The organism is Oleiphilus messinensis, from assembly GCF_002162375.1.
In the GTDB taxonomy this organism is placed as follows: domain Bacteria; phylum Pseudomonadota; class Gammaproteobacteria; order Pseudomonadales; family Oleiphilaceae; genus Oleiphilus; species Oleiphilus messinensis.
In genome coordinates, this window is the sequence record NZ_CP021425.1 from 5,740,316 (window position 1) to 5,763,424 (window position 23,109).

Genomic DNA, 23,109 nt, shown 5'->3' on the forward strand with positions numbered 1-23,109 from the left:
CAGTTAAAAAAAATCCCTTGCTGCGCCAGAGCGGGTTTCACCCCAGCAGTGCTTCCCTCGTCACATTAATCCCCAGATAGCCACAGATTAACATGGCACTATCAATAAATGGGTCTTCGCTGTCCAGCATTCGACTGGTCAATAACCCACCCTGAATTGATGAAACAATAAAGTTGGCCGTCGCCCGAACACTTTGGCCATGCAAACTAAACGCCTGCTTCGCATCACCCGCAGCGAGAATCTGTTCCACGCCGGAACGCTGCACCTCGATTAATCGATGGGCAGCGTTTTTAACAGGTTCCGAGAGTTTCTCCCACTCACCGGCAAATGCCCCCCCTGGACAAATTCGCATACCCACACCGATATGTTGCTGGTACAACCGAAAGAAATACAGCAACCGTTCATCCGGTGTTTTGTGCAGACCACGTTCGAAGCAGTTTTTCAATCCATCGGCCACTCGATCCAACAACGCCACAGCCAGCTCATCCTTGCTTTCAAAGTGGTAATACATACTGCCTTTCTTGATGCCGATGCGTTTCGCCAGCTCCTGAAAGCTGACTCCGCTGATGGATCGGCGCTGAACCAGATCCTGTGCCACATCAAGTATTGCGGATCGAGTATCTTTTGTTGTCTTCATAGAACCTACCTTACGTCAGGTATTTTTCAAGCGCAAGCAAAAATAGAAAGTTATTCCATTTTAATATTAAAAAGTAGAATCAAATTTCAATTTTTAACCCCATACAAACAGGCATCAACTTGCCTTGGGTAAATAGATACAATCGAATTCCACGGCATGGGGAAAACGTTCTTCACTCAGGGCGTAGAGGCCACTCACCTCAAATCCACTGGCACGAAAGGTTTGCAGCGACGTATCAAAGGTCGGCATGTTTTTGTAGATGGGCAGTACTGAGACTTCGGTTTGCACACCGGAAATCAGATCGAGGCAACCTGAAGCTCCGGCAAAGACATCCAGATCGAACCCTTGGGTATCCAGTTTTAAAAACACATTTCTGAAATCGAATTCAGACTTGAGTCTCGAAATAATATCATCAAGTCGATGCACATCGACCTCGATCTTTTTCGCTATCTCATTGTGTTCTTTGTACTCCAGGGTTTCGCTGTGATCCGGTTCGAGAAACGAGTTAAATACGCTCGACTTCATAATATGGAAATTGAGCACCGTGTTTTCCTTGCCCAGGGCAAAATCCTGTATGATCCATTTCGGATCCTTGGCGCTCACCTGCTTGAGCCTGGCAACATTTTCAGGATCCGGCTCAAATGAAATAATAAGCCCTTGATAACCGACCCGATTGCGCAAAAAGTCCCGATATTGGCCCACATTGGCCCCCACATCCAGGACACAATCGATTTCGTATTCAAACAAGATGCGCCGAAGTCGATTTTCAAGCAGCAGACTATCGAGTCTCCACTTGGCAATCACACACAGGCCCAACTTGTCCGCGAGTAATTCAATGCAACGTTTTATTCCAGTTAAGCCGGAACGAGCTAGTTGTGACCCCATACCTTTGATCCCCGTACCTGATGATTACCAACAGTTTTCACAATCAATGATCGAGCTTGTAACGATTCAGTCAAAAAAACTATTCAGTGGAGAAATAAGTCGGCGACGCGTCCTTAACGGCAAATTGCTGATCCAGCAATTGCATGACCTGATCCGTGGGCAACGGCTTACTGAACAACCAGCCTTGCAGATAATCACACTGTTGTTCCACCAATATAGCTTGCTGCTCTTCTGTTTCCACCCCTTCCGCGACGACACGCATTCCCAATTGGTGAGCCATGGCAATGGTGGCAAAAACCAGTTTTCGGTCGGATTCTTCCCTCGCGAGGTCGATAATAAATTCCCGATCAATCTTTAACGTATCAAATTTGTACTTGCGCAAATAACTCATGGAGGAATATCCGGTGCCAAAATCATCCATCGCCATGTTCACACCGAGCGACTCCAGCCGCTTCAGCTTTTCCTCAATATCCGGATAATCCGCCAATAACACGCCTTCCGTTATTTCAAACTCAATGGTCTTACTATTCAAGTTAAAATTAAGACAAAAAGACTCAATAGTCGGAATCAGGTCTGAAGAACGAAACTGCACCGGCGACAGGTTAATGGCCATGGACAGCGTTGCAGCGTAATGCTCCTGCCACAATGCCAGGGTAGACAGGGCTTCCTGCAACACAAAAACCCCCAACTCCTCGATCAATCCACTCTTTTCGGCGATGGGAATAAACTCTACCGGCGAAACCGCTCCCAATTCCGGGCTAAACCAGCGCAACAATGCCTCAAAGCTGACAATTTTATGGCTACGGGCATCCACTTTCGGCTGATAGTAAACCTCAAACTCGTTGCGTTTCAGCGCCCCGGCGATGTGTCGCTCCAGCTCCAGTTTACGGGATACATTGCGTACCAGATTATCGGTGTAGAAGGCAAAGTTACCGGGCATTTGTGCTTTCGCATGGTGGGTTGCGGTGTCCGCGTTTTTTAACAAGGACTCTGCGGTATCACCATCATCCGGATACAGGGATATTCCCATACTGGCAGTCAGTGTAACTTCATGGGACGGCGTCACAAAGCTCTGCTGTAAACAGCCCAGCAATTGCTCTGCCAACCGGACTGAATCCGCTGCGTCACCCACATGGCTTTGAATCACCAGAAACTGATCCCCACCGAGGCGACCTATGTTGTCATCTTCAAACAAACGCGCTTTCACACGTTCGGAAAACTCTTTCAGGATAGCATCACCGGTTTTGTGCCCGAACGCATCGTTAATTTTTTTAAAATCATCGATATCAATCGAGATCAACGCCACCTTCGTACGCATTCTTCGGGCTTCATTCATTTGCTGCATCAGACGGTCCAGAATCAGAAACCGGTTCGGCAGGTCAGTCAACTGATCGTAATTTGCAGTATAGGCCAGCTGTGAAGTCCGTAACCGTACTTGCCGCTTGAGCAACACATTCCACAGTACAACAATCAACACCAGTGCTGAAAAGGCAATCACCACTTGCCATAGCAAGGTATAGTTAATGCTGGCTTCGTACTCTATTGATAACCATTTTTCCGAAATTTCCTTGCGCTTGCGCGGGCTGATGGTCTGCAAGCCTTTTTCCAGAATCGGTACCAGTTCAGGCCAATCCTTGCGCACGGCAAAATGCAGGCTCTGTACTTCAGTTGAAACCGGCGCGGCAATTTTCAGGTTGGTCAGATTCAGCTTGCGAATCCAGTAGGTTGCCGAGGCCACGTTCCCGACAAAGGCATCCGCCTTGCCACCGGAAACCGCTAATAACGATTCCTGCAAGGTTTGATAGAGCACCGGCTCCAGATCGGTATGTTCTTTAATATAGCCGTGATGGGAGGTATCGGCTTGAACCGCGACGGACTGCCCGTAGAGATCCTGCAGGCCAGCCACAAAGGGGACATTGTCCCGTGTAATAATCACCCGATGGAAACTTAAATAAGGCTGGGTGAAGTTGAGATAACCCTGCCGCTCCTTGGTTTTACCCACCGCTGGCAACACATCGATTGCGCCGCCTTCTGCCTGCTGGATCACGTCTTTCCAACTCAGCCCCTGCACCACCTCCATTTTAACGTTAAGTCGTTTGCTCAACAGATCAACATAGTCCGATGCCATGCCACTGTAGCGCTCGCCATCCAGGTATTCGAATGGTGCAAATTCAGGATCTACACCCAGTCGGATATTCCGATGCGCCCTCAACCATTTTTTTTCGGTCTCGGTCAAATTCAACTCGACCAGATTTTCCATAAAATCTGCAGGCAACCATTTGGCCCGCAATTTCTGCAACTCCGCCTCCGGTATTGAGTGCAACGCTTTATTCAGAATCGCGGCCAGCTCCGGCCAGTCCCGGCGCACGGCAATGCTCTCATTGGCGGTATGTTTGTCATAGACTGCGGCATATTTCAGGTTGGAAAGCAGATACTTGTTGCGGTAGTAGTGACCCGCCCCCAAAAAGGTGATGGCCGCATCGGCGTCCCCGACGGAAACCGCATTCAAACCATCCAGCATGGTATCGACAGGGTGGGATTCAATAGACGGGAACTCAGACAGAATCTTGGTGACATATTGGTAATTTTTAACCAATGCAACCCGCTTACCCGCGACATCCTCCCGCACTTGAATGCGATCATCTTCGGCACGGCTGATCACAACCAGTGATTTGTAGATGTACGGATCCGAGAATCTGAACCACTGCCCCCGCTCAACGCGCTCAACCATGGTTGCCACCACATCCACTTGCTGCTTTTGCGCTGCAGCATAGAGATCTTTCCATTCATGGATCGGTGCAACCTTGAACACGATACCGGCACGCTCGCCGATCATCCGCATCACATCAACGGCAAATCCTTCCAGTTCACCGTCGTCATTCAAAAAGCTGTAGGGTGGAAAAAAACCGTCGTATGCCAGTGTAACGGTATCATTCGCCTCCAACCAGCTTTGCTCATCCGGCGTCAACTCCAGATCTACTGAGGTACGCGCCTCCGCCGGATCCGGACACACCAAACCAAACATCAACCCAGTCATCAACAACGTCAGAAACGTGCCGAAATTTCCTTCACGCAATTTAATTCGCATCTGAGCAGCCTATTAATCATCCATAAAGTTATTATCTTACGTTCACAAGCATCACAGGTTGTCACTGATCAAATTACATACAAACCAAATTCCCAAGGCAGCTCGCCCCCACCTTGAGCCGTGACGTGACCCTATTAAAAAGCTTAGGGGGTGTTGCTGATTAAGCAATAGCAACGAAGCAATGTTCTATCGTGAGTGCTATTCGATTCACACCTGACCTGAATTCAAGCTCCAGTGGCCTGATTTCAGGGGATGACCGGGTCAAAGCGAATATGAAATAATCATGCTGAAGACGCACAGAAATGAAACAGGACTGGAACAAGGTTAAAAAACACACCGCAATGGCGTACTCGAACAATCTATACCAACGATTCTTAAAATACATGCCGGTCGGTGAAGTGACGTGGGTTGGCGTTCGCCCGAGCAAACATCAGCCGGTTAATGAACTGAATGAAGTCCATGCCATACAGGGTGCCGGGCTACAAGGTGACCATCGCACGAACGGGAACTCAAACAGTCTGCGTGAAATCACACTAATTTGTGCTGAAGATATTCAATTGATCCGGCACTATCTAAAACGGGAGCAGTTGTCCCCGCAAATCCTGAGACGTAATATTGTGGTCCGACACTTCAATCTTTATGCGGTCAAAGGCCAGAAGATTTGTATCGGTGATACGCTGATCGAGATCACGCAAACCTGCCCACCCTGTGCCAGAATGGAAAAAGCACTGGGCCCCGGCGGTTTTGCCGCCATGATGGGACATGGCGGTATGTGTGGAAAAATTCTGAAGTCTGGCAAGATTCAAGTGGGTGATCCCGTCAAAATCCATTCACCCCAGATTGAATTGGACTTCGATTGAGACAACTGTTTGGAAGCATGCCAACCTCGCGATTACAACGACGATTCAAAATTATGCAATGCCAATTGCATATAACCCCGCCAGGTCGATTCCAGAAATGTCTTGCTGAACAGCCAGCGACCAAACGCCCCAAAACTGCCAGGGAAACGATCTGTCTTCAGCGAGAAGCTGTAATTCCAGGTAATCTCGGTGCCCTGCTCCACGGGTTTAAATAAAAACTCGCCGTCGGCATATTCAATACCCTGCGCCTCCGGCACATTATACGCCCAGACACGATAGGCAAATCGCCCCGGTGGCGTCGCATCCACCAGCTCCTCCACTGCGCCAAACCCGTTTTTCAAACACACGGCCCTGCGCTCACCGGTATTCAGATAATCCTGTCCGACCAGCGGATGAGTCCGGGCGACTCCGGCAAGGTCTTCCGTGCCGGTCATGAACTGCGTCAGTGGGAACAGTTTAAACCGGTCATAAGCTTCATCCACCGGCAACGGAATCACCAAGCGCTCGGTCACGGAAACCAATGGCTCCGCATCCACAGGAAACGGCAGATCCACCAAACCGCTCCTACTTGCTGACAGGCATTGTATTTCATCCGACTCCATCGCCGACACCGACCCCGCCAGTGACACCAGCAATACCCCGATCCATCCTTGTGTTAATTTGAACATGAGCAACCCTCTTTCAGTTAAATTCATGCTCCACGCTAAACTATGGCGTAACCCCACGGTCAATACCTTTTTAGCCCGCATAATTTTTATCTGAAATGGAGATCCACCCATGCTGAAAAGTGAACTGATCAAACGCACCGGCCTGAAAAAAGACACCATACGCCACTACGAGAAAATCGGACTCCTCAACCCAGTAAAACTGGAAAACGGCTACTTCAACTACCCGGAATCCACCCTCGCCCGCATCGAACTCATCAAACACGCCAAACGCCTTGGCATGACCCTGCAAGAAATCGCCTCACTCATCGTCCCATGGGAAAACGACGAAATCGAAGCTGAAGAAAAGCTGGAAATATTCCACTACCAACTGGAACGAGTGGATCGGAAAATTCACGAACTACAGAACACACGGAGCTACTTGCGGCATAAGCTTGCGGTTTTGCGGGAGGCGGAGGAATTACAAGGGGCTGATGTTTTTGAGTCGTAGCGCCGGTCGTGAGAGGCTATTGATTGAGCGCTGTAGGATATGGCTTACATAGAATCAGATTTGGCTTACAGACAAATTTTTTAGAGGGTCTAAGTTTGGTAAATGCAGCAGAATTTTGTTGTTAATCAGACCAATACAAAAAACAAACACCGGTCTCAAACGAGCAACACTTCTCGCCATGAAACCTTAACTGACTTTGTGTGAAAAAGGATTTAAACATGAATCTAGACCTATCGCTCATTTTCGCGCCATTAATCCAATATGCTTGGTTTTGGCTACCGGCATTGATACTGGCGACGCTCTTTAAATCGCCTTGGTTCAAAGGCGTTATGGGTGAGTGGATGGTTAATATGCTCGCACGCTGGTTCCTCGATAAATCCCAATACCATTTGATTAAAAACGTCACGCTCCCCACAGAGGACGGGACGACTCAGATTGATCATATTATCGTTTCGCGATTCGGGATATTCGTTGTCGAAACAAAAAATATGAAAGGCTGGATTTTTGGTAGCGAAAGGCAAAAAAACTGGACTCAGAAAATTTTTAAATCTACCCATAAATTCCAGAATCCGTTGTTTCAGAACTACAAGCATGTGAAGACATTGGAGTCATGTATCGAAGTAGCGGCTGATCATATCTATTCGGTGATCGTTTTTGTCGGCGACAGTACCTTTAAAACCGAAATGCCAGAAAATGTCACGCATGGGTTGGGCTATATCCGCTACATCAAATCAAAAACGACACCAGTGATTGATGATGAGCAACTCCAAAAAGCATTGGAGGCGATTGCAACAGGTCGACTCACACCATCACTTAAAACCCATCGAGCACATGTAAAGCATGTTAAATCGATAGTGAAAGAAAAAGAAAGCGGAGAAAACTGCCCGAAATGCGGTTCTGCGATGGTTCGACGAACGATAAAAAAGGGCGAAAAAAGCGGGCAGGAGTTTTGGGGATGTTCAACGTTTCCCAGGTGTCGGGGGATGCGGCAGATAGCTAGCGTTGTGTAAATCACAGATTCAGCCAGTATTGATATAGGGTTTACCCTAGATGGCAAGCACTCTAAGTTTTGATATGCTAACCGCGTATTTGAAATGGACTTTTCGTGATAAGGATGTTCACAATGACCCAAGTATATCTGTGCCAGCAAGGTGAGCCACTCTCAGAAATTTATAGAAACTTATACCAGCCTATTGATAAATTTCAGCATTTTATTGATCAATACATTGCTGATATCCAAGCATTGAATCCCGCAATTTCACAACGGGCAAATAACCAAGCTCAAGCGGGTGACATGATAATCTTACCCCAGAAAAATCAGCAACCATCAATCCACGCAGCGCGATTAGCAACAGAACTATCTCCTGACGCCAAGCTTACACTATCTCAAGTTTCCCGCAGTATTGGCGGAGACATGACCATGGCTCTAGCGGTAGTAATCGACAAAATTCGAAAATATAAAGCCGATATGAATACCTTTGGTGGAGCCGCGCTGGGTACGGCAGCATCTCGAGCAGATGACTTCCTAAAGGCTCTGAATATTTATGACAAAGCGATATCAGAATTTGAACAACTTCGAAATCATCGAGCAGCCCCCCAAACACTCAAACGTGCACGAGCTAACATCGATGAAGCTTACAAACTGCTACAGTTTAAATTCAAAAGAGAGCTTGAACAGGTACTAAAAACTTATACATCTTCCACGAAATCAACATCATTAATCCCTATATCTCAGCGAGGACGTACAGTTTTCTATTCCGTCCCTGTTAATTCAGCACCAACCAGTCAATCTCTTGCGAGGCTTGGAAAGTTTGGCAAAGTTTTAGGCCCAGGCTTCATAGCGCTTGACGCATATTTTAGGTATGAAACCGTAATGAATGAATATCGAAGTGGTGGAAATTGGCAGCGAGAACTTTTTGCTCAAGGAATGGGGTTCACTTCGGGAGTTATTCTTGGAATGATGTCTCTTTCCCTATTACTTGGCCCATTTGGATTAGTCCTAGGAATATTTATTGCTGGCTCTCTCGCGATAGTAGTAGATCGAATCGTAGTCGGCACAAGCAAGCAGCTGTACAATGTAGCGTTTTAGCTTAGGACGATTTTAAAATGGCAGTTTATCAGGGATTGGAAATCGCGATATCGCTCGGAATAGTACTCTCCAACATCGTATGCTGGAGCGCTTTGATAACACTATACCTCACGCTAGACCGTCGGTTGAAAATAGTTATACGTGATAGTATGGATCTTGAGTTGCAACGGCCTGCGCTTTTACGTGTTATTAATGTTGCGCTTTGCACTGCCATTAAAAATCGCTCAAGCCAGAATAGATACATGATGTATTACTACAAAGGGTTCGATTTTAACCGGTTTACAACAAGGTTCGAAAAGAGCCTTTCTTACACCTTGCTATCTAGTGGCTTTCTGCTCTTTTGTCTGGTGATATCCGCAGTGGTTACCAACCTAATCGGTTTAACTGCGTTTGAGTTTTTTGAACCGACGCATTAGCAGCACTCAATTCAATTAAGCAATATTCTGTACCGCAACACTCCAATTTTATTAGTAAGATCGGGAAATGAATACCGATAGTTCTCCCTTGTTTCGTAATCGCGGTTTTAGTGGTTTGCCTTCCATCTCTAACAAATACGTATTGTTCACATGGATGATATCGCCATTGTTAGCGTCAAAGTGCTCACTTAAGTTATGAAAGCCGAGAAAACGATGATTTTCCTCCTCACCAAACTCGTTTTGAAAGGTGTGATTTAAAGTGCTTGCAACTCGACACGATTTTTCGTACGCCGCTTCTGGCGATACCGCCTTGATTATATAATTTTGTAATGCGTACTCGTGCGGTTCATCCCCCCCAAAATTAACCGAAACTACCAATTCCGCTATGTACCAAATCAAGTCTTTCACGACGCTTCCTTTATCTCCTTTTCAGAAATCATTTCAATGGATAGCGCTATGGAAAACATCTCAGATTCTCTAACAGTAATCTACAAAAAAGGTCTGAATCCCAATTTTTCCTGTCTGAAACCTGGCCGTCTCCTATTTCAACAAGTCGAAGCTCTCCATCCGCCCGCTTTACGATGTCCACAGAAAAAAATGGTGCTAAATGTCGTGCGGCAATTTCAAAAACCACAGCAGGAACAATGCCGTTTGGTGAGTAGGGCTTTCCATTGAATACAAAATACCTCACTTCACTTTCATCAACTAGGGACTCAACTTCTCTCAAAGCAATGCCCCCCTCTATCTCACCTCGATGAGCTTTGATCAGGTTTATAATGTCCCGAACTTCAGATGCACTGTTCGCTACAGAACCTCGTTCACTGTAATTGGATTTCACGAAATCTTTCACGAAAAATCTATCCCAGTTAGACTTGTCAGCTCCGGATACCGCATCAGCTTCGTTACCAAAGAAAATAGTTTCGGGTGTATATTCACGAACACTTTCATACCAACCCGGTAAGTGGTGAGATTTGACAAAATCAATTGGTGACGTGAGCATTCTTCCACCATTGGCGCTCACAAGATTGGAAAGATCTGTATACAATTTAGGCGTTAGCATCCAGCCTCGGTACAAAACCACATCATCCCTACTTAAACGAGGTCGGGGCTGGAATTCCTCAAACGGCAACGCATCAAAGTCGAATAGTGAACACTCGACTCCGCTCGCTTTGAGTTTCTGATATTCCACGCAAAATGATCCATCTGCGTTTTTTTCATCTAACGGGTTAAAGGGAAATAGGACTCGCATTTCTCTTGCTACACAATGTCTAGTTTAATTGCTAATAATAGGCTATCAAATCAAGCTTCAATTGGCAGAAAGCGACTCGCTCGGCACAACAATCGAATTATCAACCGGGGCTCTTTTCAGCTGAAAATAATAGTAACTATACGCACAGCAAAATATCAAATCCGCCAGTACGATGCAGTAAAGCACTTCGAGCAGCTCGTATGCGATGATGTAGTAGGTTGCGATGACCGCCCAGGCTAAGCGGACGAAGCCGTTTAGAAGGGGGATGGTGATTCTGGCTTTGATGTCTTTCGCGGCGTAGATGAGTGACATACCCACCAGAAATAAAGCCAACCCAGCGGTGTTGATGATTAGCATGTTTGCGCCGTCGGTTGGCGCGATCCACGGGTGGCCGTTTAGATTGAACAGGCTGTTCAGGTTGTTCATCACTCCAATATACCATTCATGAGTAAAGGGCAGCGCTAACGGTAAAGCCAACAGGCAATTAAACACCCCGCCCGCAAGTGCCCACAGCTTCGCTTTCTGGATTTTTGTCGCGTTGCTCATGCTTGCTGTCCTTCGCTCAGGAGATGTCTTTTGGAGTTTGTAGCATACTGAACTTGTCCTGAAATTAAAACATGCATTGATCGCTGCACTGTCCTGACGGTTCATCAGCCGTTTTCCCCTGGAGGGGGAATGCAATACAGCCGGTGGTTTCAACCACCGGTTGGGATATTGACCCAATGCGCCTTAATCCCATGTGAAGGAACCGGTGGTTAAAACCACCGGCTATATTACACAACCCCTTCGGGGTTAAACCATCCAGCACGAACACTAATCATAGCATTCCCCCATACACCGGAAACGCTCGAGTCAACAATGCTATTCGTTCACGCACTTGAGCAAGGTTGGCTTGGTCTTCGGGGGCTTCCAGTACATCGGCTAGGCAGTTGCCGACGATTCGGGTTTCTGTTTCGCCGAAGCCTCGGGTTGTGATGGCCGGTGTGCCGAGGCGAATACCAGAGGTTACGAAGGGCTTTTCCGGGTCGTTGGGAATGGCATTTTTGTTTACAGTAATGTGCGCGGTGCCCAATGCCTGTTCGGCGGCTTTGCCGGTGATGTTTTTGGCACGGAGATCGACGAGCATGACATGACTTTCCGTACCGCCGGAAACGATACGCAGTCCACGTGATATCAGCGTTTTGGCCAACACGTCAGCGTTATTAATAACCTGCTGCTGATAGGTTTTAAACTCATCTGAGAGCGCTTCTTTAAAGGCGACAGCTTTACCTGCGATAACATGCATTAACGGGCCGCCCTGAATTCCCGGAAATATGGCGGAGTTGATTGTCCTGGCATATTCATCACGCATCAGGATCACCCCCCCTCTCGGGCCACGCAGGCTTTTGTGGGTGGTGGTTGTAACAAAATCTGCGTGGGGCACGGGATTCGGGTACAAGCCTGCGGCGATCAAACCGGCGTAGTGGGCCATATCGACCAGGTAATAGGCCCCTACTTCTCTGGCAATCTGACCAATCCGCTCGAAATCGATCTTCAAAGCAAACGCAGACGCCCCGGCGATAATCAATTTAGGCTGATGCTCACGGGCTTTGCGGGCGAGTTCATCATAGTCGATGTTCTCCTGTGCGTTCAGGCCATAACTGACAACATTGAACCACTTACCACTCATGTTCAGCGCCATGCCGTGGGTGAGATGGCCACCCTCCGCCAGATTCATTCCCATGATGGTATCGCCGGGATTTAACACGGCGAAAAACACACCTTGATTGGCCTGAGAGCCTGAATTCGGTTGGACATTGGCGGCCTCTGCACCAAACAGGGCCTTAACGCGATCGATTGCCAGTTGCTCCACCACATCCACATGTTCACAACCACCATAATAACGCCTGCCCGGATAGCCCTCTGCATATTTATTGGTAAGTTGTGATCCCTGTGCTGCCATCACAGCGGGGGAGGTATAATTCTCGGAAGCGATGAGTTCGATATGCGCTTCCTGACGTTGGTTTTCTTTTTGAATGACATTGAAAAGCTCGGGATCGATGCCCTCCAATGGGGATGGGTGCGGGTTAAACAGCGTCCGGTTAAACATGGATTGTCCTCACATAGCTTATCAATTCAGGGCACCCGACACAGAAAAACCTGTGCCGGGATTAACATGTATTCGAGTCTGTTTATCAGACGGCATTGGCACGTAATGTTTTGGCCGCAGCCACCATATTTTGCAGTGCCGGAATCACCTCTTCCCATTGCCGGGTTTTCAGGCCGCAATCCGGATTCACCCACAGGCGCTCCGCCGGAATACGTTCTGCTGCTTTGTTCATCAGTTTCACGGCCTGTTCCTCAGTCGGAATATTCGGCGAGTGAATGTCATAGACGCCGGGGCCGATTTCATTCGGATAGTGGAACGCTTCGAACACATCCAGCAATTCCATATCGGAACGGGAGGTCTCAATGGTGATGACATCCGCATCCATGTGCGCAATGGCTTCGATAATGTCATTGAACTCCGAATAGCACATATGCGTGTGAATCTGGGTTTCATCCTGCACACCATTGGCGGTGATCCTGAAGGATTCAACCGCCCAGTCCAGGTAGGTTTGCCATTCCGATTTCCGTAACGGCAGGCCCTCACGCAGCGCGGCCTCATCAATTTGAATTACATTCACTCCGGCGGCTTCCAGATCCTGCACTTCCTCGCGAATCGCCAGCGCCAATTGCAGACAGGATTGACTGCGGGGTTGATCGTCCCGTACGAATGACCAATTCAAAATGGTCACCGGTCCAGTCAACATACCTTTCATGGGTTTGTCCGTGAGCGATTGTGCGTATTGGGTCCACGCCACGGTCATCGCTTCGGGTCGGCTGATATCGCCAAATAAAATAGGTGGTTTGACACAGCGTGAACCGTAGGACTGCACCCAGCCATACTGACTGAAGGCATACCCCTGTAATTGCTCGCCAAAGTATTCGACCATGTCGTTGCGTTCGGCCTCGCCATGGACCAATACATCCAGTCCGAGTTTTTCCTGTTCGCGCACAGCATGTTCAATCTCGGCCTTCATTTTTGCGTGGTAGTCCTGCGCCGATATTTCCTGCTTTTTAAAGGCCAGGCGCGCCTTGCGGATGTCCGGTGTTTGCGGGAAGGAACCAATCGTGGTGGTGGGGTAAAGCGGCAAGTTGAGGTGCGACCGCTGCTTGCCGATACGCTCGGCGTAATGACTCTTGCGGCGGCCCAATGCCTCGGTAATATTTTCGACTGCGCTTTTGACCAAGGGGTTATGAACACGCACTGAATTGCGGCGACTGTCAATGGCGTCCTGATTGTCTGCGAGCTGCTTTGCCACCGTGTGACGACCGTTGTTGATTGCTTTGCCGAGGATCTCCAGCTCGTCCAGTTTTTGATTGGCGAAAGCCAGCCAGCGACGAATATCGGTATCCAGATTTTCCTCACTGTCCAGATCAACCGGGACATGCAACAATGAACATGAAGGGGCCAGCCACAAGCGATCACCGAGTTTTTGCGCAATCGGCTCCAGCCAGTCCAGTGTGGCATTAAGGTCCGTTTTCCAGATATTACGACCGTTGATCGCACCAACCGACAACACTTTGTTTGTGGTCAGCCAGTCCGCAACCTGAGCGATTTCACTGCGGCCACGCACCGCATCAACATGCAGCCCGGCAACCGGCAGGTTACAAGCCAGTTGCAGGTTTTCCCGCAGGGTACCAAAGTACGTCGCCACCAGCAGCTTAACGCGATTCGCCTTTAACGCGTGATAGGCCGTTTCAAAGCCATGTCGCCAATGGGAATCCAGTTCGGTCACCAAAACCGGCTCATCAATCTGCACCCACTCGGCACCGGCATCCGCCAGCGTTTCCAGTAATTCACTGTATATCGGCAGCAGGTGTTCCAATAGCTCCAGAGGGTTGGATTGATCTTTCGCTTTACTCAGCCAGAGATAAGTCACCGGGCCAATTATAACGGGTTTCGCTTTTACACCCGCTTGCTGTGCTTCGGCCAACTGTTCCAGAAGTCGGTCAGCATTCAGTGAAAATCGGGTCTTGGTCGTGACCTCCGGCACAATGTAGTGGTAGTTGGTATCAAACCACTTGGTCATTTCCCCGGCGTGCACACAGTTACAGCCACTGTCGTTGGCAGAGCGGCCACGGGCCACCCGAAAGTAGCTATCCAGAGCGCTGCCTTCCAGATCTGCGACTCGGACCGGGAGATTGCCAAGGGTAAAGGACATATCCAGAACCTGGTCATAGAGGGAGAAATCCCCAACGGGTACCCAATCCAATGACTGCTGTGCCTGCCAGTTAACTTCGCGCAGCGCTTTCGCGGTCGCCAATAATTCCGCTTCAGTGGATTGCCCTTTCCAAAACGCCTCTTGCGCAAATTTAAGCTCACGCTTCGCGCCAATACGGGGGAAACCAAGATTATGAATGAGTGCCATCATGCCACCTTTTGATCTGTGTTCAAGAATGTATGGGATGCAGAATAGAGCACTTAACAAATGAATAAAAATGGTATATTTTCATACTTCCATTAGTTTTATTCATAGATAGCCATGATTGAACGTATTCACCTCAAGGTCGTAAAGGCCGTTGAAGAGCAAGGCTCGCTGACTGCCGCCGCGCGCGAGCTTTGTGTTACCCAGTCAGCCCTGAGTCACACCATGCGCAAGCTGGAAGACAATCTGGGTACCCCGGTGTGGTTACGGGAAGGACGAAGTTTACGGCTAACACAGGCAGGGCGATATCTGCTGAGCATCGCTAACCGCGTTCTGCCACTGCTGGATCATGCAGAAAGTAAACTGAAACAAATGGCACAAGGGGAACGCGGTACATTGCGAATCGGCATGGAGTGCCACCCCTGCTATCAATGGTTACTGAAGGTGGTTTCCCCGTTTCTGGCTGCATGGCCGGATGTCGACGTGGATGTTAAACAGAAATTCCAGTTTGGGGGTATCGGTGCCCTGCTGGGTTATGAGATTGACTTGCTCGTCACGCCTGACCCCTTCCACAAAGCCGGATTATGTTTTGAACCAGTTTTCGACTACGAGCAAGTTTTAGTGGTACCACAGCATCATGAATTGGCGGAAAATCTCTATATCGAACCGATCAGCCTGCGCAATGAGGTTCTGCTCACCTACCCGGTCGCTCCGGACCGTCTGGATATTTACACGCAGTTTTTAAACCCGGCCGGAGTCGTCCCGAAACGACACAAAACCAGCGAAACGACCGATATAATGTTGCAGATGGTTGCAAGTGGTCGCGGAGTAGCTGCTCTACCGCGCTGGCTGGCAGAAGAGTATTGCGTAAAACTACCATTAGCTGTAGTGCGACTAGGGCGAAATGGAATCGCCAAACAGATTTATCTCGGTACCCGTGAGAGCGATCGTGATATCGAATATCTGCGTGCCTTTATCGCATTGTCCCGTGATTTCGGGGAAACTCCGAAAGACAGTGCTTAATGATCCAAGACTCTGACGAAGAACCGAAACAGTCCAACCATCAGCTCGATTGGCAGTTCGATAACAAATTCCAAGGAATCCACCACCCAGTTATCCCCTTCCCTCTGCCCTTTCTTCTTGCTTGGCCAAATAAGATAGGCCAGCACGAAAAACAGCAGACTCCCGGCAAGATAAACCCAGTGAAAGCCATTGGCCATCATGTCGAAGGGCAGCAGTATCGCAATAATAAACAGAATGGTACTGACAATTTCTCGGGCAGTGATCATGTCGTGTGTGTACTTCTTGGCATGGAAAGATCCTGCCTGACAGTATAGTTCAACCATCCCGCTTCGATTTCAAGCGCGGTTCACAAATTCGGTAATTCCTTACCGCCGCCCTTTACCTCAACCTTGGTTGAGGTTTTATGATGCTTATCAGGTCAACGACAACCCCGATAACACAATAGTAATCAATTAGGATGTAACCCATGGAATTTCACGGCAAAAAAATCGTCATTACAGGTGCAAGTCCGGACTTTGGGCAGACCCTTGCAATTCTGTTCGCTGGATTGGGGGCAGAATTATATCTGTCCGCCCGCAGTTTGGAGAAAGCCCAAATTACGGCTAATCTGGTCAAAGCGCAATATCCTGAAACCAAAATCCATTGCTTTCAGGCAAACATCACGAAATCAGATGAAATTACAGCCTTCGCGCGCGCGGTGCACAGCATCACAGCCTCTGTGGATATTCTGATAAACAATGCGGCATTATGGTTGGAGGGGCAGGTTTCAGAGGTAGATGATGCCAGCATTGTAGAAGCCATCAGCTCAACTGCAACCGGTAGTATTCTGGTTACGAAGCATTTTTTACCATTACTGAATAATTCCAACAATCCGGATATCATTTTTATCAACAGTACAGCCAGCCTGCCAAACAACAGCCACGCCACCTGTAATGAAGCCTTCAGTGCGGCAAAGGCGGCACAATCAACCTTTGCCGACCGATTACGTAGCCGCCTCAAAGGCAGCGGTGTACGGATCATGACCATTTACCCCCCGGATTTTTGCAATCCGTCACCGCTGGATGCACCAAAATGGGATACGCCCGACCGGCAATACTTGAGCGCCCGAAATGTGTTTAACGGTATACAATTTGCGTTAAGCCAGGATCGAATTTGTTCAGTGGATCAAATCATTTTGAGTAATAACCGGAGCGCTAAAAAGTTGGTCTGACGTGTCGATGCAACTCACAAGCCTCCAAACTGACCATTCTGAAAGTCAGTGAAAGCTTGTAAAATTTCTGCCCGAGTGTTCATCACAAACGGGCCGTAACCCACAATCGGTTCATTCAAGGGTGCGCCACTCAATACCAAGAGCAGGCTTTTCTGCTCTGCATGCACACGCACACGCTCTCCTTGGCGATCCAGCAGAACCAATTGTCCAGCTTCGGCAGATGTATTATTGATACTCACCGCACCATCCAACACAACGATGGAACTACTCCATCCCTCCGGCAGTGTCAGCCAGTCTTGCGCCCCCGGAGACAGGTGCAGATCCGCAACCGTAAGCGGACTGAATGTTCTAGCCGGGCCGATGAGGCCACCGAACTGGCCCGCAACGACTCTCAATTGACCCGCACCATTCGCGAAGGGTGCTTGCGGAATCCTGTCTTTCGTTATTCCCTGATAACCGGGCGGCACCATTTTGTCCTTCGCAGGTAAATTGACCCAAAGCTGAACCATTTGCAGTAGCCCACCTTTTTGAGTGAATTCGGTCGAGTGAAACTCCTCGTGAAGGATACCCGACCCAGCAGTCATCCATTGCACATCACCGGGGCCGATGATTCCGCCATTCCCGGCCGAGTCACGATGGGCTACTTCCCCTTGATAAACAAGCGTCACGGTTTCGAAACCTCTGTGTGGATGCTCGCCAACACCTCGCTTGATACCATCAGCCGGAAAGTTCATCGGCCCCGCATAGTCCAATAGTAAAAACGGACTAAATTCCTCTGCACCCTGCTGGTAAGAAAAGAGAGAGCGAACAGGAAATCCATCACCTACCCAATGAGGGTCAGCCGCTTTGATCACTGCATTGACTTTTTTCATAATCACCTCCGTTATTCCTATTGATAATATTACTCTTGGGACAGAAAATGAGTAGATGGCAAATTTGGCCATGACTGTCTCACAGGTAGGACAATGAAATGCAAGATCTCAATGACCTTTATTATTTCGTCAAGTCCATCGATCACGGTGGTTTTGCACCCTCCAGCCGCGCGATCGGCGTGCCTAAATCCAAGTTGAGCCGGAGGGTTGCGGAGCTGGAAGAGAGACTCGAAACAAAGCTCATCTACAGGTCCACGCGGTCATTTCACTTGACTGAAATCGGCAAGACTTACTATCAACATTGCAAAGCGATGTTGATTGAGGCGGAATCCGCCCAGGAAGCCGTCGATTCCCTTCGATCCGAACCACAAGGCAGTATTCGCCTGACCTGCCCGACTGCGCTCCTGCATGCGCACGTTGGCTGTATCCTGGGGGAGTTTATGGTGCAGCACCCTAAGGTCTGCATTCATTTGGAAGCATCGAATCGGCGGGTTGATGTAATCGCAGAAGGGATTGATGTTGCCATACGCGTACGCCCACCCCCTCTCGAAAACAGTGAACTCGTCATTCGGGTTTTATCGGAACGAACGCTTTGCCTGGTCGCCAGCCCGACATTGGTGGAAGAACATGGCATGCCAAAGCATTTAAACGACCTCTGTAAATGGCCAAGCCTCGGCTTGGGACAGCCCCAGTATACGTTTGACTGGTCCTGGACATCGCCAAAAGGAGAAACCGTCAGCGTTCCATTTCAGCCGAGGTTTGTGACAACCGATATGGTCGCTTTACGCAACGCAGCACTGGCCGGTGTCGGTATCGTTCAACTCCCAACGTTAATGGTGACAGACCAGTTGAAAGACGGCACCCTCATCAAACTTTTAGAGGGCTGGACCACACCGCCGGATATTATCCATGCTGTTTTCCCGTCACGAAGAGGGCTGCTGCCTTCCGTTCGGGCGCTGATTGATTTTCTGGCAGATCGATATGCGAGCTTTAATGAAGAGTAGTTGCCCAGACGAACGCTTGCAGGCTGGAAAATAGGCATTGAAGAAAGCCCTTGACCCTGAAGTTAACTTTAAGGTTATGCTTGATTCGAACTCAATAATTGATCACTGGATAACCATCATGGCAAGCACTATTTCGGTGGAAAGGTACCACTGAATGAACGCAGCCTGGGGTGGAAGCAGTACTGGCTGTAATGGGCTATACAGAATAAACGAAGTTTAAATCACGCTACGCGGAACAAGCGGAACAAGCGGAAAGAGGAGCGAGATTCATGCAGACCATTCTTGGTGCAAACGGACAGATTGGACAGGAGTTGGCGATTAACCTGAACCGGACGTTTACAACCGAGCTCAGACTGGTCAGCCGTAGGCCCCAAAAAATTCACGCAACGGACGAAACACTCAGTGCTGATTTACTCGACCCACAACAAACATTACGTGCGGTCGAGGGCTCTGAAATCGTTTATTTAACCGCAGGATTGCCAATGAATACCCAGTTGTGGGTTGAACAATGGCCAGTCATTATGCGTAATGTTATTGCCGCATGTGAAACACTCAAAACCAAACTGGTGTATTTCGACAACACCTACATGTACCCACAGACCTCGGCCTCCCAAACCGAAGATATCCCGTTTCAACCCAATGGTGCGAAAGGTAAAGTTCGGGCAGAAATTGTCACGGCACTCCAGCAGGCCATGGATCGGGGGAAAGTTGAAGCCGTAATCTGTCGCGCACCGGAATTCTATGGACCAGGTAAAACCCAGAGCATCACCAATACCACGGTGATCGATAATCTGCGGGCCGGTAAAAAAGCGAAGGTTTTTCTGCGGGATGACACGCTTCGCAGCTTGATTTACACCCCCGATGCAAGCCGGGCAATGGCGCTGCTGGGCAACACACCGAGTGCCTACAATCAAACCTGGCATTTACCCTGCGATGATAACCGGCTCACCTATCGGCAGTTTATCGAGTTGGCGGCCCAGTGTTTTCAGGTTGACCCCAAATACACCGTTATCAAACGTTGGCAGTTGCAACTCGCAGGCCTGTTCAATAAAACTGCCCGCGATGCAGCCGAGCTGTTGCCCCGTTATGAAGTGGATAATATCTTCATTTCAGACAAGTTTAAATCGCACTTCCCGGACTTTGGTGTCACCTCATTCCGTGACGGTCTCATGACCATCAACAGTGAGCCTTTTATAAAATAAACCGACTATCGAGCTGTAAGCCAGGGCGCAAATGACAACGAAAACGGGACAACACGGATATTCAGGTTAATGTCCGTTTATCCCATCATATCGGCTCTGGTCAGCTGCTTATAGTAAGGTTACTTACCCATGAAATACATTCCGTTTCCCTATAAATGGATGCGCAGGGAGATTGCGCAACTGGATCCCGCGAAAGACGCTCCCCGTATCATCCAGCTCTATATTTCCAACAGCCTGCCACGGAGTGCATTGCTGAATAATTTGATTTATACGCTTTGCCGATCAGCGGTGTAGCCGATGCGACTTTGAGCACGATCGCATTACCCGCCATCAGCCCCATTACAACTTCTTCAAAGGGAATTGAAAGCGGGTAATTCCAGGGGCTGATAATACCCACGACCCCCAACGCCTCATAGGTTACGCGCGAGCGTTTGCCCACCCAGACCAGGCTGGACATTTCACGCCGTTCATCTCGAAGCACCCTGGCGGCATTTTTTCCATACCATTCACAAGCCAATGCACAGGGCAGAACTTCACTGACCAGTGCGTCCTGCCGGGTTTTACCGTTACCTTCGCTGATAATCCGCGCAAGTTCATCGCTGTGATCTCGGATGAAAACAGCCATCTTGTGTAGTTCGCGACGACGCTCGGCAAAAGTTTTCTCAGCACAGATCCGTTGTGCGGCACGGGCACAATTAAAGATGTCCGGGTAGCGTTCAGCCGGCGTATTGGCCAAACTACCCAGACGTGCACCAGTAGCCGGATTAAATACCTCAGTGTGTCCTGCATCCGAGACAATCTGCAGTTCTGCCTTTAGGGTTTTAACAGTTAACGAAATACTTGACTAAACCTACTCATATACAGTAGCTTGTACAGTATTGTTTTCTCATGGATGGAGGTGATGATTATGGCTGAGTTTCTATCGATAGGCGCTGCCTCTTTTCTGCTGGGGGTGGCCATTTCCACCCTTCGTCGCTGGGAAAAAGAATCACGATTTTTCTCAGATTTCCGTACGCCTGGTCGCGATCATCGTAAAAATCAACGAGCCGTCGCCTAGTGGATACGCCAACGAAAACACTCACCTTTGAAACCCGGCTTGATTTGATTCATGAGCAGGATGCGGCATTGTGCCAATATGCCGAGCTGTGGAATCAAGTGAAGTTTCGTTGGTTTGCTAACTTACAAAAGCCTAAATCCCAGCAATTGAATCGTACCCAGTTTATGCATGAAATGGGGATGCCGTTCAGCTATCGGGTGTTTCAAGGCGTCCAGCAAAGCATTAAAGGCTTAATCCAGTCTTACCAAACCAATCGAAACAACCGACTGGTGACGCTGGACGTTAAAATCAAACAGCTGGAGAAGACGCTCAACAAGCTAAATAAGCGCTGTGATCATGTTGCAGAGAAAGGCTGCCCGCAACAGGCGAAACAACTTCGCAACAGGTTACGACAGAAGGAAGTTAAACTGCGTCGTTGGCAGCAAAAGCAGTCCGCCTTGGTGGCCGAAAAACAGGAAAACAAAACACCGATTTGTTTTGGTGGTCGAAAGCTGCTGAAAGAGCGTCAAGCGTTAGAAACGGGTTCGGCCATTGAAGGCTGGAAACAACGCTGGTACGAAGCACGACACCGCGAATTTCTATTAGTGGGTTCTCATGATGAATCCTGGGGCTGTCAAAATGCCCAGCTATCGCCCAGTGAGCAAGAAGATGCTTACCAGCTAAAACTCCTGGTGCCCCATCAATTACGCGCCACGTTTGGCACGACCATTAACATTGATTGCCTGAAATTCAAGCATGGTAAGGCGGCTATTGCCCAAGCCGTCTGGCAGAATCAGGTTAAAAAACTCGATAAATCAATCAAAGGGCAACCCCTGAGTTTTCGATTTAAGCGAGACAAAAAAGGTTGGCGGTTACTCGTTAGCGTGGAAGTGGCAGGACCAACAGAGCAAGCAGAGTGGATCGGTGATGACCAAGGTGTCATCGGTGTGGATGTCAATCCGGATCACTTAGCGGTCGTCGAGCTGGATCGAAACGGTAACCCACTGCAACACCGAACGTTTGACTTACCGTTACACTATAAGAATGATGCTCAACGGGCAGCAATTATTGGGGATGCCGTACGAGACCTGATGGACTTTGCCGCACAGCAAGGTAAAGCGGTGGTGATCGAAAAGCTGGATTTTCAGCAGAAGAAACGGCAATACCAAAAGCAGGATCATCCTCAGTATGCCCGCATGTTGAATGCCTTTGCTTACGGTAAGATCAAGGACTTGATTGAAACGCAAAGCATTAAACGCGGCATACGCCTTTATCACATCAATCCTGCTTATACCTCATTATTGGGGCGGATAAAATATCGCGATCGACACGGTTTCTCAGATCACCATGCCGCCGCGTTAGTGATTGGTCGTCGGCATTATGGCTTTAAAGAAAAGCCGCCAAAACAACTCATTGGTATTAACGCGAAGGGTACCGTTAAGACCGAGCATCCGCCTGTAAGGATGGCGCTCGGGGATTATCAGTATTACAACAAACTTCAGCGTTGGTACCAACCACTCGAAAAATCATTAGATTTTCTGAGTGGCTGGCGTCACTTTCGTCGTGTGAATCGGGTTAGTTACTCCGTTGAGGCTCGCCTTGATGGTAGACCGGGCATGAGTCCCGACTTGATTCAGGAAAGCACTACCTTGCTTTCCGCGCACCCTGCGCTGTAGGGATAGGCTCGTTTAAACCTTGAGTAGGTTTAAGCAGGTTTATGAAAACGGTTTTAAACCAGCTTAGGTCGGTTAATGGTGATTCCTGCTCAATCACCGATAGCGGTGGGTTAGAACGGTAACGGTCATACAATCCATTGGCGAGAACGGGTACATCATATCCTGCGATGTCAATGATAGCGCTTTGCTCGGTGCCAGCTTCGTCCACGTCCCCTGCCCATACCGACGTGGTTAAGGTGCTGGATAACAATACCGT

General features: G+C 48.7%; 23 protein-coding genes. 10 read left to right on the forward strand and 13 right to left on the reverse strand.

What is annotated here, in order from left to right; translation table 11 throughout:
- Positions 1–37 precede the first annotated feature (37 nt).
- The 3 genes from OLMES_RS24800 to OLMES_RS24810 form a co-directional block, all read right to left on the reverse strand.
- Positions 38–637 carry a TetR/AcrR family transcriptional regulator gene (locus tag OLMES_RS24800; protein ID WP_087463721.1) on the reverse strand — a complete coding sequence of 200 codons (600 nt, stop codon included), beginning with the start codon at positions 635–637 and terminating at the stop codon, positions 38–40.
- Between the two features lie 114 nt (positions 638–751).
- Positions 752–1,522: an FkbM family methyltransferase gene (locus OLMES_RS24805; protein ID WP_087463722.1), complete on the reverse strand. Its 771-nt coding sequence runs from the start codon at positions 1,520–1,522 to the stop codon at positions 752–754.
- 79 nt (positions 1,523–1,601) lie between these two features.
- The gene (locus tag OLMES_RS24810; RefSeq protein ID WP_087463723.1) at positions 1,602–4,610 is read right to left on the reverse strand and encodes an EAL domain-containing protein; all 3,009 of its coding nucleotides are present in this window, start codon (positions 4,608–4,610) and stop codon (positions 1,602–1,604) included.
- 302 nt (positions 4,611–4,912) lie between these two features.
- On the opposite strand from OLMES_RS24810, the gene OLMES_RS24815 reads away from it, so the two are divergent.
- Entirely contained in the window at positions 4,913–5,470 is a 558-nt protein-coding gene (locus OLMES_RS24815) for an MOSC domain-containing protein (protein ID WP_087463724.1), read from the forward strand.
- A gap of 32 nt (positions 5,471–5,502) precedes the next feature.
- On the opposite strand, the gene OLMES_RS24820 is transcribed toward OLMES_RS24815, so the two are convergent.
- Complete coding sequence (locus OLMES_RS24820) at positions 5,503–6,138, reverse strand: SRPBCC family protein (RefSeq protein WP_157678575.1); 636 nt, start codon at positions 6,136–6,138, stop codon at positions 5,503–5,505.
- 109 nt (positions 6,139–6,247) lie between these two features.
- Here OLMES_RS24820 and OLMES_RS24825 point away from each other — a divergent pair, with 109 nt between their 5' ends.
- From OLMES_RS24825 to OLMES_RS24835, 3 genes are all read left to right on the forward strand, one after another.
- Positions 6,248–6,625 carry a MerR family transcriptional regulator gene (locus OLMES_RS24825; protein ID WP_087463726.1) on the forward strand — a complete coding sequence of 126 codons (378 nt, stop codon included), beginning with the start codon at positions 6,248–6,250 and terminating at the stop codon, positions 6,623–6,625.
- 218 nt (positions 6,626–6,843) lie between these two features.
- Positions 6,844–7,635 (forward strand): nuclease-related domain-containing protein, encoded by a 792-nt coding sequence (locus tag OLMES_RS24830; protein ID WP_087463727.1) that lies wholly within the window; start codon positions 6,844–6,846, stop codon positions 7,633–7,635.
- Between the two features lie 113 nt (positions 7,636–7,748).
- Positions 7,749–8,714, forward strand: a complete 966-nt coding sequence (locus tag OLMES_RS24835) for a hypothetical protein (RefSeq protein WP_087463728.1) — start codon at positions 7,749–7,751, stop codon at positions 8,712–8,714.
- 467 nt (positions 8,715–9,181) lie between these two features.
- Here the strand turns inward: OLMES_RS24835 and OLMES_RS24845 are convergent, their stop codons facing one another.
- The 5 genes from OLMES_RS24845 to metE all read right to left on the reverse strand — a co-directional run bounded on the left by OLMES_RS24845 (position 9,182) and on the right by metE (position 14,833).
- A complete protein-coding gene (locus OLMES_RS24845; protein WP_087463730.1) occupies positions 9,182–9,538 on the reverse strand; it encodes a DUF4288 domain-containing protein in 357 nt (118 codons plus the stop codon).
- 46 nt (positions 9,539–9,584) lie between these two features.
- Positions 9,585–10,190: an ATP-grasp domain-containing protein gene (locus tag OLMES_RS24850; RefSeq protein WP_198343120.1), complete on the reverse strand. Its 606-nt coding sequence runs from the start codon at positions 10,188–10,190 to the stop codon at positions 9,585–9,587.
- A gap of 246 nt (positions 10,191–10,436) precedes the next feature.
- Complete coding sequence (locus OLMES_RS24855) at positions 10,437–10,925, reverse strand: hypothetical protein (protein WP_087463732.1); 489 nt, start codon at positions 10,923–10,925, stop codon at positions 10,437–10,439.
- 271 nt (positions 10,926–11,196) lie between these two features.
- Positions 11,197–12,468 (reverse strand): serine hydroxymethyltransferase, encoded by a 1,272-nt coding sequence (gene glyA, locus OLMES_RS24860; protein ID WP_087463733.1) that lies wholly within the window; start codon positions 12,466–12,468, stop codon positions 11,197–11,199.
- Positions 12,469–12,553: 85 nt separating this feature from the next.
- Positions 12,554–14,833 (reverse strand): 5-methyltetrahydropteroyltriglutamate--homocysteine S-methyltransferase, encoded by a 2,280-nt coding sequence (gene metE / locus OLMES_RS24865; protein WP_087463734.1) that lies wholly within the window; start codon positions 14,831–14,833, stop codon positions 12,554–12,556.
- Positions 14,834–14,947: 114 nt separating this feature from the next.
- Between metE and OLMES_RS24870 the strand changes: the two genes are divergently transcribed.
- Entirely contained in the window at positions 14,948–15,853 is a 906-nt protein-coding gene (locus tag OLMES_RS24870; RefSeq protein WP_087463735.1) for a LysR family transcriptional regulator, read from the forward strand.
- Here the strand turns inward: OLMES_RS24870 and OLMES_RS24875 are convergent.
- Positions 15,850–16,176: a hypothetical protein gene (locus OLMES_RS24875; protein ID WP_157678577.1), complete on the reverse strand. Its 327-nt coding sequence runs from the start codon at positions 16,174–16,176 to the stop codon at positions 15,850–15,852. The genes OLMES_RS24870 and OLMES_RS24875 overlap by 4 nt on opposite strands.
- A 143-nt stretch (positions 16,177–16,319) precedes the next feature.
- On the opposite strand from OLMES_RS24875, the gene OLMES_RS24880 reads away from it, so the two are divergent.
- Positions 16,320–17,063 carry an SDR family NAD(P)-dependent oxidoreductase gene (locus tag OLMES_RS24880; protein WP_087463737.1) on the forward strand — a complete coding sequence of 248 codons (744 nt, stop codon included), beginning with the start codon at positions 16,320–16,322 and terminating at the stop codon, positions 17,061–17,063.
- A 14-nt stretch (positions 17,064–17,077) separates the two neighbouring features.
- On the opposite strand, the gene OLMES_RS24885 is transcribed toward OLMES_RS24880, so the two are convergent.
- On the reverse strand, positions 17,078–17,935 hold the full coding sequence (locus tag OLMES_RS24885) for a pirin family protein (protein ID WP_087463738.1): 858 nt from the start codon (positions 17,933–17,935) through the stop codon (positions 17,078–17,080).
- Between the two features lie 98 nt (positions 17,936–18,033).
- On the opposite strand from OLMES_RS24885, the gene OLMES_RS24890 reads away from it, so the two are divergent.
- Entirely contained in the window at positions 18,034–18,939 is a 906-nt protein-coding gene (locus OLMES_RS24890; protein ID WP_087463739.1) for a LysR family transcriptional regulator, read from the forward strand.
- Between the two features lie 269 nt (positions 18,940–19,208).
- On the forward strand, positions 19,209–20,141 hold the full coding sequence (locus OLMES_RS24895; protein WP_087463740.1) for an NAD-dependent epimerase/dehydratase family protein: 933 nt from the start codon (positions 19,209–19,211) through the stop codon (positions 20,139–20,141).
- Between the two features lie 208 nt (positions 20,142–20,349).
- Here OLMES_RS24895 and OLMES_RS24900 read toward each other — a convergent pair whose 3' ends face one another.
- Positions 20,350–20,979, reverse strand: coding sequence for an aldehyde dehydrogenase family protein (locus tag OLMES_RS24900; RefSeq protein WP_087463741.1), 630 nt, complete (start codon positions 20,977–20,979; stop codon positions 20,350–20,352).
- Positions 20,980–21,048: 69 nt separating this feature from the next.
- Here OLMES_RS24900 and OLMES_RS28145 point away from each other — a divergent pair, with 69 nt between their 5' ends.
- Both OLMES_RS28145 and OLMES_RS24905 read left to right on the forward strand, forming a co-directional pair.
- Positions 21,049–21,198 carry a MerR family transcriptional regulator gene (locus OLMES_RS28145; protein WP_157678579.1) on the forward strand — a complete coding sequence of 50 codons (150 nt, stop codon included), beginning with the start codon at positions 21,049–21,051 and terminating at the stop codon, positions 21,196–21,198.
- Positions 21,198–22,853 carry an IS200/IS605 family accessory protein TnpB-related protein gene (locus OLMES_RS24905; protein WP_087463742.1) on the forward strand — a complete coding sequence of 552 codons (1,656 nt, stop codon included), beginning with the start codon at positions 21,198–21,200 and terminating at the stop codon, positions 22,851–22,853. Before OLMES_RS28145 ends, OLMES_RS24905 begins: the two co-directional genes overlap by 1 nt.
- Here the strand turns inward: OLMES_RS24905 and OLMES_RS24910 are convergent.
- Positions 22,822–23,061: a hypothetical protein gene (locus OLMES_RS24910; RefSeq protein ID WP_087463743.1), complete on the reverse strand. Its 240-nt coding sequence runs from the start codon at positions 23,059–23,061 to the stop codon at positions 22,822–22,824. The two genes, OLMES_RS24905 and OLMES_RS24910, sit on opposite strands and share 32 nt — an antisense overlap.
- Between the last annotated feature and the right edge of the window lie 48 nt (positions 23,062–23,109).

What these genes read in the sequence shown, in the direction of transcription:
- OLMES_RS24830 (WP_087463727.1), top strand. Translation starts at nt 6,844, where the DNA reads ATGAATCTAGACCTATCGCTCATTTTCGCGCCATTAATCCAATATGCT.
- OLMES_RS24820 (WP_157678575.1), bottom strand. Translation starts at nt 6,138, where the DNA reads ATGTTCAAATTAACACAAGGATGGATCGGGGTATTGCTGGTGTCACTG.
- OLMES_RS24870 (WP_087463735.1), top strand. Translation starts at nt 14,948, where the DNA reads ATGATTGAACGTATTCACCTCAAGGTCGTAAAGGCCGTTGAAGAGCAA.
- OLMES_RS24810 (WP_087463723.1), bottom strand. Translation starts at nt 4,610, where the DNA reads ATGCGAATTAAATTGCGTGAAGGAAATTTCGGCACGTTTCTGACGTTG.
- OLMES_RS24890 (WP_087463739.1), top strand. Translation starts at nt 18,034, where the DNA reads ATGCAAGATCTCAATGACCTTTATTATTTCGTCAAGTCCATCGATCAC.
- OLMES_RS24825 (WP_087463726.1), top strand. Translation starts at nt 6,248, where the DNA reads ATGCTGAAAAGTGAACTGATCAAACGCACCGGCCTGAAAAAAGACACC.
- OLMES_RS24850 (WP_198343120.1), bottom strand. Translation starts at nt 10,190, where the DNA reads ATGCTAACGCCTAAATTGTATACAGATCTTTCCAATCTTGTGAGCGCC.
- OLMES_RS24895 (WP_087463740.1), top strand. Translation starts at nt 19,209, where the DNA reads ATGCAGACCATTCTTGGTGCAAACGGACAGATTGGACAGGAGTTGGCG.
- metE (WP_087463734.1), bottom strand. Translation starts at nt 14,833, where the DNA reads ATGGCACTCATTCATAATCTTGGTTTCCCCCGTATTGGCGCGAAGCGT.
- OLMES_RS24875 (WP_157678577.1), bottom strand. Translation starts at nt 16,176, where the DNA reads ATGGTTGAACTATACTGTCAGGCAGGATCTTTCCATGCCAAGAAGTAC.
- OLMES_RS24835 (WP_087463728.1), top strand. Translation starts at nt 7,749, where the DNA reads ATGACCCAAGTATATCTGTGCCAGCAAGGTGAGCCACTCTCAGAAATT.
- glyA (WP_087463733.1), bottom strand. Translation starts at nt 12,468, where the DNA reads ATGTTTAACCGGACGCTGTTTAACCCGCACCCATCCCCATTGGAGGGC.
- OLMES_RS24885 (WP_087463738.1), bottom strand. Translation starts at nt 17,935, where the DNA reads ATGAAAAAAGTCAATGCAGTGATCAAAGCGGCTGACCCTCATTGGGTA.
- OLMES_RS24815 (WP_087463724.1), top strand. Translation starts at nt 4,913, where the DNA reads ATGAAACAGGACTGGAACAAGGTTAAAAAACACACCGCAATGGCGTAC.
- OLMES_RS24855 (WP_087463732.1), bottom strand. Translation starts at nt 10,925, where the DNA reads ATGAGCAACGCGACAAAAATCCAGAAAGCGAAGCTGTGGGCACTTGCG.
- OLMES_RS28145 (WP_157678579.1), top strand. Translation starts at nt 21,049, where the DNA reads ATGGCTGAGTTTCTATCGATAGGCGCTGCCTCTTTTCTGCTGGGGGTG.
- OLMES_RS24805 (WP_087463722.1), bottom strand. Translation starts at nt 1,522, where the DNA reads ATGGGGTCACAACTAGCTCGTTCCGGCTTAACTGGAATAAAACGTTGC.
- OLMES_RS24800 (WP_087463721.1), bottom strand. Translation starts at nt 637, where the DNA reads ATGAAGACAACAAAAGATACTCGATCCGCAATACTTGATGTGGCACAG.
- OLMES_RS24880 (WP_087463737.1), top strand. Translation starts at nt 16,320, where the DNA reads ATGGAATTTCACGGCAAAAAAATCGTCATTACAGGTGCAAGTCCGGAC.